We start from the raw sequence: 15,513 nt of genomic DNA on the forward strand, positions 1-15,513 counted from the left end.
ACATAACATTAGCAATTCATAAACACTGCTATTTCAAAATAGTAGCATCTAAAACTCTCTCTGAAAAAACATGCAAACATGTCATCATTTAATAAGTTCAATACTTATTACAACTGTACTTTTGATCGGCTGTACACAATCCAAAGATGCTGAACAGTCCGCAGCAGAAATGCCGCCGGTGGTGGTCAGTACCATCACTGTATTACCGCAATCTATGAATTTAATTGAAAATCTTCCCGGCCGTGTTACAGCTTACCGGATTGCTGAAATTCGTCCGCAAGTAGGTGGAATTGTTGATAAAGTGCTTTTTAAACAAGGCTCTTATGTGCAAGCAGGTCAACCACTTTTTAAATTAAATTCTGAAATCTTTCAGGCAGATGTAAAAAGCAATCAAGCTACTTTAAACCGTGCACAAGCTGAGGTGACACGTTTGCAGGTGCTGTTAAAACGCTACACTGAATTGGTAAAAGTAAATGCGGTTAGTCAGCAGGAATACAACAATACGGAAGCAGATTATAAAAAAGCAAAAGCCGATGTGGCGCAAATGCAAGCTATGTTAAGTAGACAGCAGCTCAATCTTAAATATGCCACTGTCACAGCACCCATCTCAGGAACGATTGGTGAAATCTTAGTGACTGAAGGTGCATTGGTTGGTCAAGGCGATAGCAATGCGATGGCCGTAATACAACAGATTAATAAAGTCTACGTCGATGTAAAGCAATCAATTAGTGATTATGAAAAGCTACAGGAAGCTTTGCAGCAAGGTGACGTGTCAAACATCAAACATACGGTTGAAATCCTGAATAGTCAGGGTAAACCTTATAATGTCACAGGTGCAATCCTATTTTCAGATACTAAAGTTGATCCTGACACGGGTGATGTCACGATTCGTATTCTAGTCAATAATCAAAATCAAAAACTTTTGCCAGGCATGTATGTTCGAGTCAATATGAGCCGAGCTCAAGTTGAAAATGCGCTGTTAGTACCTGAACAAGCGATTCAACATGATATTAATGGTAAAGCCAATGTTACGATTGTTAATCAAAAAGGTTTAGCGCAAAGCAAGCCTATTCAGCTTGGTCAACGTTATCAAAATAGCTATGTAGTAACACAAGGATTACAAGCAGGCGAAAAAGTTATTGTTGAAGGCGCTGATCGTATACAGCCTGAGCAAAAACTAAAAATTAAGCAGTGGCAACCTACAAATACTCAGGAAAGTGGAGGCAAGAAATAATGTCTCAATTTTTCATTAAGCGTCCTGTTTTTGCATGGGTGATCGCTTTATTTATTATTTTGTTAGGTGTACTCAGTATTCCCAAGTTACCTATTGCAAGATTTCCGAGTGTTGCGCCACCACAGATCAGTATTACTGCAATCTATCCAGGTGCTACCCCAAAGACACTGAATGATAGTGTTGTGACATTGATTGAGCGGGAAATGTCAGGTGTCAAGAACTTACTGTATTACAGTTCAAGTTCGGATAGTTCTGGAACAGCAACAATCACCGCAACCTTTAAACCAGGCACAGATGTAGAACTGGCACAAGTTGATGTACAAAACAAAATTAAAGCCATTGAGTCGCGCCTACCCCAAACAGTTCGACAACAGGGGCTGATGGTTGATGCTGCATCATCTGGTTTTTTAATGATGGTGGGGTTGAGTTCACCAAATGGCAAATATAGTGAAATTGATGTCAGTGACTATATGACTCGCTATGTAATTGAAGAATTAAAACGGGTCGAAGGTGTTGGTAAAGTCCAAAACTTTGGTGCTGAGAAAGCCATGCGAATTTGGGTCGATCCAGACCGCTTGGTCTCTTATGGATTGAGTATTCAAGATGTGAATACAGCCATCCAAAACCAAAACTTGCCGATATCACCGGGTCGTATTGGTGATGTTCCTGCGTTGAAGGGGCAACAAATCACCATTCCTTTGACTGCTCAAGGTCAATTAGAAACTGTAGAGCAATTCAAGAACATTAGTTTACGTGCTCAACAAAATGGTGCCATTGTTCGATTATCGGATGTTGCTCGTGTCGAAATTGGTGCGCAAATGTATAACTTTGCGATTTTAGAAAATGGTAAAGCCTCTACAGCTGTGGCGATACAAATGAGTCCTGGTGCCAATGCTGTTAAGACTGCAGAGGGTGTAAAAGCAAAAATTGAACAATTAAGTCTAGCATTGCCTGATGGTATGAAATTCTCTATACCTTACGACACTGCACCTTTTGTAAAAGTTTCGATTGAAAAAGTAATCATGACATTGCTTGAAGCTATGGCTTTAGTTTTTATTGTCATGTTTATTTTCTTACATAATGTTCGATACACCTTAATTCCAGCGATCGTTGCACCGATTGCATTGCTTGGCACATTTTCAGTCATGCTACTTGCAGGTTTTTCGATTAATGTGCTGACCATGTTCGGCATGGTGCTTGCGATTGGGATTATTGTCGATGATGCGATTGTGGTCATTGAGAATGTTGAACGAATTATGGCGACAGAAAGTTTATCTCCAGTTGAAGCCACATCTAAAGCCATGAAGGAAATTACCAATCCGATTATTGGTATTACCTTAGTGTTAGCCGCTGTATTCTTGCCGATGGCATTGGCGTCAGGCTCGGTGGGGATTATCTATCGCCAATTCACCATTACCATGTCAGTTTCCATTTTATTCTCAGCTTTCCTTGCATTGACATTAACCCCTGCGTTATGTGCAACAATGTTAAAACCGATTGATCAAGACCATCAGAAAAAAGGTGTTTTTGCATGGTTTGATCGCAGTTTTGAGAAGCTGAACAATCGCTACGAACGTAGTTTATTTAAAGTAATTAAACATAAAACCCTCGCAATGTTATGTTTCTTAGGCATTGTCATTGTGCTGATTTTTAGTTTTAAACACGTTCCGACTGCGTTTATGCCAGAAGAAGATCAGGGGTGGTTTATGACTTCAATTCAGCTTCCTGCGGATGCAACTCAAGAACGTACCCGTAAAGTCGTTGCTGAGTTTCAAAATCATTTAGACCAAGAAACGGGTATTAAAGACAATATGGCAGTCTTAGGTTTTGGTTTTAGTGGTTCTGGTCAGAATACAGCGATGTATTTTACTAATCTATTGCCATTCGAAGAGCGTACTATTACGGCACAAGAAGTCGTGAATAATGCAAATATAGCGATGGCTGAAAGTTCAGAAGGTCAAACCATGTCTGTGTTACCACCAGCCATTGATGAATTAGGTAACTCATCTGGTTTTTCACTGAGATTATTAGATCGTGGCAATATTGGCATGCCTGCTTTAAGAGAAGCGCAAGATCAGCTTTTAGCATTAGCAGCACAAAGTAAAATCGTGGCGGAGGTCTATCCTGAAGGTTTGCCAGATGGCAGTTCTGTACAGCTTAAAATTGATAGAGATAAATTGCAGGCATTAGGTGTTAATTTCAGTGATGTGACCGATATTATTTCAACCTCAATGGGTTCGATGTACATCAATGACTTTCCAAATCAAGACCGCATGCAGCAAGTCATAGTGCAGCTTGATTCCAAATCACGCATGAGTATTGAAGATATTCTTCAGATTAAAGTGAACAGTCAAAGCGGTAAATTGGTTTCAATGTCTGAAATAATTACACCCATTTGGCAACATTCACCACAACAATACAATCGTTACAACGGTCGTCCATCATTGAGTATTTCTGGCAGTCCAGCAGCAGGTGTATCTTCAGGACAAGCCATGACTGAGATGGAAAATTTGATTAAACAGCTTCCGAAAGGTGTGGGTTATGAGTGGACTGGGATTTCTCTAGAAGAAAAACAGTCGGAATCACAAACCTTGTTTTTATTACTGTTGTCGATGTTAGTCGTTTTCCTTGTCTTGGCAGCACTTTATGAAAGCTGGTCAATTCCATTCTCTGTGATGCTAGTTGTCCCTCTAGGGTTGATTGGCGCCTTTTTAGCAGTAATGTTACGTGGTATGCCAAATGATATTTTCTTTAAGGTCGGCATGATCACGATTATTGGTCTATCTGCAAAGAATGCCATTTTGATTGTTGAGTTTGCAAAAGCATTAAGAGAAGAAGGAATGGGTTTAGTGGAGGCAACCGTTGCAGCCGCTAAATTGCGCTTACGTCCAATCCTAATGACATCTTTGGCATTTACCTGTGGCGTTATTCCTTTAGTCATTGCCAGTGGCGCTAGTTCTGAAACTCAAAAAGCGATTGGTACAGGCGTCTTTGGCGGCATGATCAGCGCAACAATTCTAGCTGTTATTTTTGTACCGATTTTCTTTATTGTCGTCATGAGCATGGTTGAGAAATTCTCGAAACGTAAAGCGGCACATTAAGCATCAAAACTGAGAATAAAAGCTAAATATAAAAGCTGTGGGTTAACGAGTTTAGCCCACAACAAATCTTTCATTTACATCTTTATTTCAGAATTGATTTAATAAACCATCAATATAGGTTTGATCATGAAAGCTACGAATCTTGATCCGAAACGCTGGTGGATATTGCTCGCTGTCGTGCTTGCATTTCTGCCGATTGTGATTGATATGACTGTACTGCATGTTGCGGTTCCATCATTAACCCAATCATTGAGTGCCTCAAGCAACCAAGTCTTATGGATTATTGATATTTATCCATTACTTATGGCTGGACTTTTAGTTCCGATGGGAACTTTGGCTGATCGTGTCGGCAATCGTAAGATTCTGCTGATTGGCTTGGTTATATTTGGAATTGCCTCAGTCCTTGCGGCATTTTCCCAAACGGCTTCTATGCTGATTGCCGCACGTGCTTTATTAGCATTAGGCGGTGCCATGATTATGCCCTGTGTATTGGGTATTATTCGCAGAACCTTCGAAGACAGTCGCGAACGTGCCATTGCGCTGGGTATTTGGGGCACAATCGGATCAGCCGGTGCCGCCATTGGACCGCTCATTGGTGGTGGATTGTTAGAATATTTCTGGTGGGGTTCAGTTTTCCTCATTAATGTCCCAATCATGTTAGTTGTCGCCCCAATGTGCTATTTCTTATTATCCAAAAATGAAGCTGTAACCTCTGGACATTGGGCATTTGGTCAGGCGCTATTGCTAATTTTCGGTTTGGTTTCATTTGTATATGCGCTCAAAGCAGGCTTAGGCGGTAAACAGTCGTTGTTAATTGTCCTTCCTTTAGTCATTTTTTCTATTGGATTATTAACCATATTTGTACGCAAACAGCTGAATTCTCCTCAACCGATGCTAGATCTTTCACTATTTTCACGCCCTGCTATTTTAGCAGGCATTATTATGGCAATGGTTGCTGCAGGCGCTTTGGCAGGTGTGGAATTAACCTTAGCGATGGAGCTGCAATATGTCATTCGTTTAACACCACTACAAGCTGGTCTTTTTATGGTTCCGATTATGGTTGCTGCTGCTATTGGTGGGCCTATTGCTGGATTTTTATCTAATAAATTCGGACTGCGTCTAGTTGCAACATTTTCATTAATATTGGCAGCAATTGCGTTGATCAGTTTGAGTTATTCAGATTTTCATCATCCGGGAATTATTGTTCCCTTTATTTTAGCTTCAATTGGACTCACTCTAAGTATCGGTTTAACAGCTTCATCCATTGCGATCATGGGCTCAGTACCTGCAGAAAAGGGCGGTGCGGCAGGTTCACTTGAAAGTACAGGTTATGAACTGGGTACAGGACTAGGTATTACTTTATTTGGTGTTTTCATGGCCTATATATTTGGCAGTCATCTTCAAGTGCCGTCAGATTTAACTGCTGTTTTAGCAGAAAAAGCCAGACTATCGATTGGTGATACCTATTTAGTGGCGAGCCAGTTACCCGTTGAACAAGGTACAGCATTGATTAACGCAGGTAAAATTGCCTTCAGTTCAGCTCATGTTAATTTATTATTAACAGCAGGGATTATCATCGGCATACTCTCCATTGTGGTATTTTTTATGCTAGCGAAATATCGAGATGAGAATTCATTGTAATGAAATTTATTTGAGGATCATCAAACAGAATGGTTAAGTTCAGACATCAATTTATCTTAAATTTATGGTTTAAATGAAGCCGTATTGATCTGAACTTAACACATTATAAATGAGTTGATGTCTTACGATTTATACGATTTAGTTGAATAGTAAAACAGCTGCCACCTAAGTTTTTGGATTTAGAATAATAAATATGACCTTGGTGTGCTTCAATAATTGCATCAATCACTGCCAAGCCTAATCCAGTACCGCCATCTAGACGTGATCTAGAGTCTTCCAGACGATAGAATGGCTTGAACAGATGTGCAAGATGCGATTCATCAATACCAGGACCTTCATCTTCAAACATTAATAGCCAATGTTCTGCTGTGGCCATCGTTGTAATATTGATTTGTCCAGCATTCGAATATCTTAGAAAATTAGAAAATAATGCAATAAAGACTTGTTCCATCCTTCTTATATCAACGCAAACCAATTTATCCGTCAAATTTAAAATAATAGTTAAACCTTTAACCTGAAACCGTTCATTAAACATCTGCAGACATTTTTCAATACTATCTTTTAAATTGGTCTTTTCTAGTTCTAAACGTAATTGTTTATTTTCAATAAGTGTCAGTGTCCGTAAATCTTCCACAAGGTAAGATAAGCCTTCGACTTGGTTCAATAAGCTTAGGTGTAAAGCTTGATCGGCAATAAATATACCATCGACAATACCTTGCAAGCGACCTTGTAATATTGTCACAGGTGTTCGTAATTCATGTGCAATTGCAGCATTCCAAACAGTTGAATTCTTAACTGATACTTCAAGTTGGTTTGCCATTTCATTGAAGTTCTCAATAAGGGACTTGATTTCATGTGGAATATCATGATGTGGCTGTTTAATTCTGAGTGCTAAATTACCTTGTTGAATTTGTTGAATAACATCTGCTAAATCACTAATTGGCTGTGTATAGCGTTTTCCATATTTAAAGGCGAGGATAGTAGAAAGAAAAAAGCCTGTTAATAGCACTAAAAACAGCCAGATAAAGTCAACATAGGTAACTGAAAATTCATTTGAATTAATAACTTGCGTATTTAGAAAACCTATTTTTATCGCCCAGCTATAAACAAAATAGCCAATCATGAAAGATAACAGCGTAATGCCTAAATTGAGTAGGCTCATCATGATAATAAACTGGAAGTTAATTCCAACTGAATTTTTAAAAAAGTTAAATTTCATGATTTTGATCTAAGCGATACCCCACGCCACGGACATTGATTAATAAACCATTTACATAATTTTCTTCAAGTTTTTTGCGTAATTTGCTGATATGGCTATCTACAGTGCGATCTAAAGCATCACTTTCAGGCATACAGTTTTGGATCAATTCATTGCGTGTAAAGACTTTATTTGGTGTTTTTGCCATCAAAACCAGTATCTTATACTCAGTTAACGTAAGGTTGAGCAGCTGATTTCTTTGACCATTTGAAATGTAAACTTGATGATGATCTGGATTAATTTCAATATTTTTATAACGAATAATATTAGTTATTTCCGTATTTTGGCTTGTACTTCGTCTAAGTACGGCTTGTATTCGCGCAATCACTTCATTTGGGTTAAATGGTTTAATAATAAAATCATCAGCACCCATTTTTAGCCCCATGATCTTATTCACTTGATCATCTAAGGCAGTCAGCATAATGACAGGTAAATGACTTGTTTGACGGATGATTTGTAGAATTTCCCAGCCATTTAGTTTGGGTAATTTAATATCAAGGAGAATCAGGTCTATAGAGTTGGCTTTTAAGCACTCTAAAGCTTGTTGTCCATCCAATGCACGGATGACCTTCATGTTTTCATTTTTTATGTATTTTTCAAGAATGTCACCAATATCATAATCATCTTCTACAACGAGAATTACGCTATTTTCAAAGCTATGTTGTAAGTTCTGATACATACAAGTTATTCGGATAAAATCTTGGTAAGTAAATAGTTTAACAGTTTGAATTGTAAATTTCAGAATAACTGAATTCTACTTCTGCTTACCCAATACATTGAGAAAAATGTACCTGAGCTTCAATTACTCACTAGGTTTCTCATCTTTTTTCTTCTGAATCAAATCCCATATAGAGAAATCAGGCTTAGCTTTATCAGAATGTTCCGCAGGGTTAACTTTAAATGCTTCAAGATTGATTTCTAAAAGTTTTAATTTAAGCTCCTCTGAACCAGTAACTCCTAACTTTTCAAGCTCTTGAATTTCTGTTTTGTACCGTTCATAAGATTTAGCCAATGCTTCTTTATGAGAATATTCTTGCTCTAATTTAGAAAAACGATTTAAATTTATATTCGCAATTGTTGCAATCCAAATCAAAGGTGCGTTGATCAATAATTTGAATAAGAATGTATCCCACTTCATATTCAAAAAATCTGATTTATCAAACAAATAAAAATTAAATCCAAAAATTGCTAATACAACTAATACAAATACAATAATACTGATGAATTGTCCTTTTTTGGCTTCTTGTCCTTTTACAACAAAACCACCTGCAAGCCCTGCTTCACTTGATAATCCAATAACTGATTTTGCTCGCTCCTCAACATTTTTTAAATTTTCTAACCTTTTATCCAAATCTTCACTTAATGCAGTAATGTTTTTTTCTTCATTACCATAAATTTTGTCATAAAAATTTTGGACTCTCGATAACTGAAAATTTATCTGCTCATTTTTACTTTTATTATCAGGATCATCAGAAATAAATAAATCGTCATAGTATGCAACTAACTCATTAATTTTTCTTTCGTATTCTTTAACTTTCGTTTCACCATTATCATTTAGTTCATCAAACAATTTGTCATATTGATCTAAAATTTTATCAATTACATAATTTACTCGATCAACTTTAGAAGTATCCTCACCATTTCGATCAAATAATTGACTATAAGCTGTGTGAATTTTTTCGGACTCAACTTCCAAAATATCTAGATTATCTTCATTGGTTACTTCTAATATACGAGAATAAATAGAACTACCATTTTCATCATTAGCTAAAACAGATTGAATTTTTTCAATAGCAATTAGAGACTCATCTAATTTGGCTTTTAGTTGAGATAACTCATTCGTTTTATTAATTAAACTTTGTTGGTGAGCTTTAATCTTATCTAATTCACCTTGTAAAAGTGAACTAACAGTATGCCGATTATCTGTTAAATCTCTTAAGTCAGACCTCAAAGAATACATGGATGATAAATGATCATTTAAAGCCCTAAGTTGTGCTAATCCTTCACGTAGTTTTTTTTCATCACTTTCTTTCAGACCAAGCAAATCCTTTAAGCCCATTTTTTTCTCTTAATTAATGAATTATCAAAATATTAAACTAAATTATATATCGAAGTATTGAAACTTTAGACTTACTTTTTAAAAGATGGATCAATGTTCTTAGGCAACCAATAATTTTGGTTATTGTACAAAACATTATAGCCATCTTTTATTTCAACGATCATTTCCAACTTGATCTTCAATGAATCCTGATAACTCATCTCATGGAATAGTTGTAAGCCATTTTTCACCCATACCATGACATTGAAATCAGTATTTGGGCTGAGCATCGAGATCAATTCTTTTTCCAATTTCCGCTTACTTGCTTCTTTTATGAAGTTAGAATGCTTTAAGGAAATATAATCAATATCCGTATCATATTGATCGTTTAAGAAATTAATAAACCCTGTTAATGCAGCAGCCTGACCTGAATACTCATTTAAATAAGCTTTTACTTTTGCCAAATCTGGCAGTAATTGCTTATCCTGAATAGATAACATCAATGCAACAGCAGGCTTCATTGCAAGCCTTACAGATCGAGCAGATGTTTTTCCTTGATGCATTTTTTCATCGAGCTTTTGCTTATAAGCAAATACAACATCAAAAGCCAATGAGGGCTGCGGTAACTGATCAATCAACTTATTGGCTTGATCTATCTCAGAACATTCATTTTTATTTATAGTTGAGATTTTTACCCCATGCATTTGATCGAGCCACTGTGTTACTAATTCAAACTTTCTAAGTCCACTCGTCCGTAAAGTCAACAATAATTGGTCTGCATCAGGAATATTACTCTCCCATAACATTTCTGTTTTAATAAAAAAATGAGTATGTTTATTCAAATACAAAGCTGCTTGATGTGCTCCAACTAAATCGACCAACCAAAGCACGTAGTTTTCATATTGTTTTTTTAAAAAAGATGACTCGAACAAATAAATATTTTGATGGAACTTTGACCATAGATTTTTAATCCAGTAGCAATCATCACATAGATCACCGCATCCTGCTGAGATCATCGTTTTACATTCAATACAAGGTTTATTCGGTTGAGTTATACATTTTTTACAAACTTTATTTCCTTTTTCATCTAACTCTAACAAGCGATATTTATGACATGAAGGACATGTTTCATAATCCCTTGTTGAACATTTCGGACAAACTCTGAGGTCATCATTAAAGCGTGATATTTTCGTTAATTTTTGCGATTGAACATTGCATCGCTCACATCGTTCAACCTCTCTAAAATAAACAGAACAACTATTACAAACGACCCCATACTCTGTAAGCGTTCCTATCGGTCTGTTAACTTGATTGCATCTTATACAAGGTTGTTTTTTAATACATTCATTACAGATCGCTTGATCATCATTTTTAGGTAATCGAGCAGATAACCCACATTTTGGGCAAAGACATTTTTTAAAAATTCGAGCATAACAAGTTGAGCAATATTTTTTCCCTTTATATCTTTTTTTTAGTTGGGTAACTGATTTTTCACACCCATTACATAACTGCTCAATATTAATCTCCGCCAAGCTTATGACTCCGTTTCTTTCTTGATTTTCTTAACAAATTAAGCCACTTACGTTGCACGGTTTTTTTTGCTTTTGGTTTTCCATTATGAGAACTCACACGTTGTAAAGCATATACTCTTATAGGCTTGATCATTGCTGATTTCATTTGTTGAAGTTGAATCGGTAGTTTTTTACGCTTATCCCAAAAATTTGCACTACTAATCCCGTACTCATAAGAGCGGTCAATAATCAACTCACATGGGATTTTCATAATTTCATTCAAGATGGAAAGCAAAATTATACGTTCGTTTGTATTTAAATATTCGAAAGCAATTGGTGTGAAAGGAGTTATGGTATTTAAATTTATACCAAAGCTCTTAAACATTTCAATAAGTTGAATATTATCTGTATCTACAAGTAATCTGATTTCACTTATCCATGCACGAGCAATCGCAAACCATTCGGTAGCTGAAATATTTTGATTATTATATAAACCTGAGCCTTGTTTTAAAACGTTATCTGCATTTTTTTGAAAATCTAAAATTTGAATATTGCTAGGTTGTGGCTGATATAAAGTCAAATTAAAATGGCATGAGAAACATACTGCTAATGATCCATGCTCTAAATCTATTTTAAATGGCTGAATGACTACACCGCAATTCGGACAATGATCAATTAAATTTATTTGATGTTTTTCACAACAACAATGCCACCCCATTCGCCACATTAACCGTAAATAAGCTGATCTACCATCACTTTCAAAACATTGAGTACACACCTGCCGACCTGAAAAATTTGATCTACTACGCTGACCTAAACTTAAAACCCATCCACTATTTGAACTCTTAACTAGATAGGGAGCCACATTAGTTAGCATTGTTTTCAAAATTTTTTGTTTATCATCAAAAGAATGTACAAATAATAATTCAAGCCGATCTTCCGTCATACCTCGATCAAGATCAATCGTTAATGCTCTCCATCTACCCCACAATGCTTCTATAAGTGTTAAAGGGGAACATCCCATGTCTAAGGCTGAACGAATGAGCCATGATGATAATACTTCACCTTGTTCAATGGGGGTATGTATAAACCAATTTTGAGCATAATTAGGCATATTACACCCTCAATAATACTAAATAGAATTAAGCTGAATAGTGCGAATATTACGAGCACCCTCTGTTGGTTTAAGCCACTTGAATTTTTTAACAATTTCGAGGGTAATTTCTTCTTTACCAGTCAATATTGCTTCTTTTGCACATTCCACCAATAAACGATTTAAATCACCAAAATTACCACCTGAAATTTCATAGAGTAAGGTCGCAATTTCTTGTGATGCCAAGTTTGATAATTTTTTTAGGGGAAGTAAGCGAACATAACTTAAAAGAAGTCTTAAAAAATCCGCATCCAATTTCCATAAAGGCAAATCTATAATTTCAAAGCGACTGGCATACTGAGTATCCGTATGAAGAATAAGAGATGCATCACGAGTACCAACACCAATGATATTCATACTAAGTTCATTGCTTAGCGTTTTAAGTGTATTCATCACTTCTTGCCGTTGCCTAGCACTCCCACTTAAACAATTATGCAACTCATCAATAATTAACATTTTGGTTTCATATTTACGCAGTAGATGGGTTGCTTGATACCTTAATTTGCTTTCAGGATCAGTGACACGAAAAGGGACAAAAAAATGATCTAAGATATTAATATATAAATCTTTTACATTTGCCCTAGCAGGGGCTTGAATAGGAATGACTGGTTTAGTCAATGACATAAGCTGCATGTCCATATCATCAACTCTCTTAGTATAGTATTCTTTTGCAAACTCATGAATAATCTTAGTTTTTCCCATATTTGAATCACCAACAATTAAAAGACATTCTGGTCTTAATTTTCTAGGTCGTTTCAAAATATCAGTCAGTGTATTCAAAACTGCAATTGCTTTCTGATAACCAATCCACCGATCCTCATAAAGAATATTAATTCTTTCAGCATCACTAAGAATCATAGTGTCAAGGACATGCTCAGCAAGGTAATCATATTGTTTCATGGTCTTACCTCAAATCGTCAAAAGCAGTTAAATTTTGATCCCATAAACTATTTTGTGACTTTGGAGCATCTACATTTGTATGGATAACTGAATTATTTTTATTTTCATGGTGTAGTGCAGCAACTATCTTACCATTCTCTTTTTTTCTTTGATTCATTCGGCGTTGCTTTTTAGTTAAAGTCACGGCTTGATCTACTTTTTCACGGAGATAAATAATTGCTCTGTAAATAGCATCTTGATCAACTGTATCTAATCGCTCACTCTTAAGATATGCTTGGACTTGTCTATATTCATGCAATCCGATTGATGGAATTTCACGTTTGGCTGTAGGTACTTTAAAATATGTATTTGTATTCGGTTCATAAAACCAAATCATTGAAATATCACGAGGATCTCTTTTAAAAATAAACTTTCTTTTACGCTTTTTCTCATCGTCAGTTGGATCAATCGCATTGATCCAAGGTCTTAAACAATCAGCAAAATAAAAAAGTTTATCTTTTTTTACGCCCGTTCTTTGAATGGTTGATTCAAATTCAGGGGCGAAATCCAAAAATAGTGTTGCTTCATCCGCAACCCTTTCTTTTAAACCAGTACCAACTTTAAATTTTGTTCCCCAAATACCCTCTTCCCACATTTGTTGTGGCGGAATTTCAAGTATTGAATGCTTGCTTTTATGATAAACATTTACAATCCAATAGACGATGTAATGTTCTAATTCACGAAGTGTTAAACAAGCATTCTTAGCGGAATCATAAGTTCCTTTTTCAAAAATATTAGATTTAGTCGTTCCATCTAAAACATGCATTTCAAGATTTACGATTCCAAGTAAACGCTCAATATGCCCACCATATTTTGCACCACCAATAGGTCGATACTCCCAATTAATATCGTACTTTAGACATGCTTTATGCAGATGGTTTGTTCTAAAATCAGAACCATTATCAGAATGGACTGAATCCATAATACCTTCGATATCCCACTCACCATCCACATCTAACTCAAGCAGTTTTCTTTTCTTTGAAATAATGGCTGATGAAATACACATTGCTACCGATGTTGCACTTGGAGCTTCTAAAGAAAGGTAATAACCAACAATCATTCTACTAAAAACATCAATTGCTAATGTCAAATATGCCTTGCCTATTGTTTCACGGTATTGTTCATCAACGATTTCTATATCTAAAGGAGTGTGATCAATCTGCACATACGCCAAAGGATAGTCTGCATTCGGAAAAGTCCCTGCTGATGCTTCATACTTATCTTTAGCAGCCTTTTTTCCGTATCTTGCCTTAGTCACTTCATAGCCATTAAGGGCTTCAATTCTATAGCGAATCGTATTGTCATGAGGTGGTTCAATTTTTCTTTTGAAGCACTCAAGCTTCACTTCCAAAATTGTTTTGGCAACACTTGGCTTTAAACTTGTTAAATACTTAGTATGGATCGCTTGTTGAATAATATGATTTAATTCAGGCGACAACCTTGTTTTTTCTGTTGTCCAACCACGTTTTTTTGGGACTAAAGCTAAGATAGACTTGTTTTCTCGGTAAGCTTTAAGCCATTTCCAAATAGTATTTACATGAAGATTATGTTCACTTGCAGTCTTCTTAACCGCCTCAACTGTGGAATAGTCAATGAGTTCCCTAATAATTTCATAATGATCTAAAGCGATTTGCCATGACTCAGCAGAAATATCCTCACCTTGGTTAAGCTTAGAATTATCTTCACTTAAAACAGATAATTCCCTTATGTTCACTTGTAAACTTCGAGCAGATTCCAAATTTGCAATCACGACATCTTTTGCATTTAAAATATTGATAATTTTATATTTATTACCTTTATAACCAACAATTGCATTTGGTTTAATAACTAGGCGTTTTCTATCAATCTTTACTGAATCATCCTGTATCATTTAAATAACTCCTTGTGCTTTAGAGCCATCATTTACCCAAATAACAGTTTCAGTAGTAAAAGGGTTATATAGATCGCAAGCAAGTATATTTTTTGAAATTAAAACCCATATTTGGCGAATAGCCTTTAATACATTTTTTTCATCTTTAAAAATATAAGCAGGCAATTGATTAACTGTTGAAAAGCCTAGTTTTAATAAAGTTTCAATTAATACTCTCTGATCTACCTCATCAACATGAGAACGTCTGAATCTTTTTAAAAAATTGATATTTTCCCAATATTGATCATACAAACGAGACTCATCAATAATTTTGAATTTCCATGCCTTTTCAGAAGCTAAAGCATAAGCTGCCCTAAATTTTGGTCTAAGGGTATTCCAATCTTCCTTTAATTTTTTTCTAGGCTTAATTTCAATCAATAATGGTGCAGGAAAGAAATCAATATCATTATAAATTGCACTTGAAAATTGCACCAAATAATCAGGGGTATATACCGATTCATTTCCTAATTCAGTTATATAAGGAATAGAAATAGGCTGTTCAACCACATCAATAACATTACTGTTATATTCTTGCTTAAAAAGAAAATCACGCTCCAAAGTGGATTCAAACCAAATCGTTTTTTCTCCCCTAAAAGAGTAATTCCCCGAAATACTTCCGTAAACGGTTTGGGCTTTTCTAACGGGACTATATTCATCACTTATTCTTTTCATATCAGACCTCAAGAGTAATCTACTAGCCCCTATTATTGTAGTTTTGTAATCTACTAG

11 protein-coding genes are annotated in these 15,513 nt (G+C 35.7%); 3 read left to right on the top strand and 8 right to left on the bottom strand.

What is annotated here, in order from left to right; genetic code table 11:
* Positions 1 to 70 precede the first annotated feature (70 nt).
* The 3 genes from FTU05_RS04540 to FTU05_RS04550 all read left to right on the top strand — a co-directional run bounded on the left by FTU05_RS04540 (position 71) and on the right by FTU05_RS04550 (position 5,976).
* The gene (locus FTU05_RS04540) at positions 71 to 1,234 is read left to right on the top strand and encodes an efflux RND transporter periplasmic adaptor subunit (RefSeq protein WP_180164361.1); all 1,164 of its coding nucleotides are present in this window, start codon (positions 71 to 73) and stop codon (positions 1,232 to 1,234) included.
* On the top strand, positions 1,231 to 4,335 hold the full coding sequence (locus FTU05_RS04545; protein ID WP_269465455.1) for a multidrug efflux RND transporter permease subunit: 3,105 nt from the start codon (positions 1,231 to 1,233) through the stop codon (positions 4,333 to 4,335). Before FTU05_RS04540 ends, FTU05_RS04545 begins: the two co-directional genes overlap by 4 nt.
* 126 nt (positions 4,336 to 4,461) lie before the next feature.
* Positions 4,462 to 5,976, top strand: coding sequence for an MFS transporter (locus tag FTU05_RS04550; protein WP_020752726.1), 1,515 nt, complete (start codon positions 4,462 to 4,464; stop codon positions 5,974 to 5,976).
* A gap of 103 nt (positions 5,977 to 6,079) precedes the next feature.
* Here FTU05_RS04550 and adeS read toward each other — a convergent pair whose 3' ends face one another.
* The 8 genes from adeS to FTU05_RS04590 all read right to left on the bottom strand — a co-directional run bounded on the left by adeS (position 6,080) and on the right by FTU05_RS04590 (position 15,456).
* Positions 6,080 to 7,195 (bottom strand): two-component sensor histidine kinase AdeS, encoded by a 1,116-nt coding sequence (adeS, locus tag FTU05_RS04555; protein WP_107008550.1) that lies wholly within the window; start codon positions 7,193 to 7,195, stop codon positions 6,080 to 6,082.
* Positions 7,185 to 7,913, bottom strand: a complete 729-nt coding sequence (gene adeR, locus FTU05_RS04560) for an efflux system response regulator transcription factor AdeR (protein ID WP_020752724.1) — start codon at positions 7,911 to 7,913, stop codon at positions 7,185 to 7,187. Before adeR ends, adeS begins: the two co-directional genes overlap by 11 nt.
* Positions 7,914 to 8,036: 123 nt before the next feature.
* Positions 8,037 to 9,293 (bottom strand): hypothetical protein, encoded by a 1,257-nt coding sequence (locus tag FTU05_RS04565; RefSeq protein ID WP_020752723.1) that lies wholly within the window; start codon positions 9,291 to 9,293, stop codon positions 8,037 to 8,039.
* A gap of 71 nt (positions 9,294 to 9,364) precedes the next feature.
* The gene (locus FTU05_RS04570; RefSeq protein ID WP_020752722.1) at positions 9,365 to 10,804 is read right to left on the bottom strand and encodes a hypothetical protein; all 1,440 of its coding nucleotides are present in this window, start codon (positions 10,802 to 10,804) and stop codon (positions 9,365 to 9,367) included.
* Positions 10,791 to 11,897: a TniQ family protein gene (locus FTU05_RS04575; protein WP_020752721.1), complete on the bottom strand. Its 1,107-nt coding sequence runs from the start codon at positions 11,895 to 11,897 to the stop codon at positions 10,791 to 10,793. Before FTU05_RS04575 ends, FTU05_RS04570 begins: the two co-directional genes overlap by 14 nt.
* An 18-nt stretch (positions 11,898 to 11,915) precedes the next feature.
* Positions 11,916 to 12,836 carry a TniB family NTP-binding protein gene (locus FTU05_RS04580; RefSeq protein ID WP_020752720.1) on the bottom strand — a complete coding sequence of 307 codons (921 nt, stop codon included), beginning with the start codon at positions 12,834 to 12,836 and terminating at the stop codon, positions 11,916 to 11,918.
* A 4-nt stretch (positions 12,837 to 12,840) separates the two neighbouring features.
* The gene (locus FTU05_RS04585; RefSeq protein WP_107008552.1) at positions 12,841 to 14,745 is read right to left on the bottom strand and encodes a Mu transposase C-terminal domain-containing protein; all 1,905 of its coding nucleotides are present in this window, start codon (positions 14,743 to 14,745) and stop codon (positions 12,841 to 12,843) included.
* Positions 14,746 to 15,456 (bottom strand): TnsA endonuclease N-terminal domain-containing protein, encoded by a 711-nt coding sequence (locus FTU05_RS04590; protein ID WP_038346575.1) that lies wholly within the window; start codon positions 15,454 to 15,456, stop codon positions 14,746 to 14,748.
* Positions 15,457 to 15,513 lie beyond the last annotated feature (57 nt).

The organism is Acinetobacter sp. YH12049 (assembly GCF_013419875.1).
Taxonomy (GTDB): Bacteria; Pseudomonadota; Gammaproteobacteria; order Pseudomonadales; family Moraxellaceae; genus Acinetobacter; species Acinetobacter amyesii.